Here is a 319-nt window from a genome sequence, read left to right on the forward strand (position 1 = left end):
TGACGTTGCGCGACTATTGCCGCCCCGACGTCTTGGCGAAACTGCCGGCGCCGGGCGAGCCGATAACGCTCGGCATCGATGCCCAGGACGTCGTGCTGGTGGCAGACCAATGAGCCTTGCATCCGCCAGTCTCGATCATGCCTCCCACCGCGACGGGGTGATCAACGCCGATGCCTTGCGCGCCGACGCCCGACGGGAATCGCGCGGCATGTTCGCGCTGCTGTCGCCTGGGCTCTTCCTGGTCTTCGCCGTCATCATCGTGCCGATCGGCTGGCTGTTCTGGCTTTCCTTGTTCGATGAGAGCGGCCAGCTCAGCGCC

Annotated in this window: 1 pseudogene; it reads left to right on the forward strand. The window is 65.8% G+C overall.

The features are described from left to right. Window positions 1–109: 109 nt before the first annotated feature. Window positions 110–319 (forward strand): annotated as a pseudogene (locus EN853_RS33450) (ABC transporter permease); the annotation flags it as partial.

Source organism: Mesorhizobium sp. M1C.F.Ca.ET.210.01.1.1, from assembly GCF_004791585.1.
Lineage (GTDB): Bacteria > Pseudomonadota > Alphaproteobacteria > Rhizobiales > Rhizobiaceae > Mesorhizobium.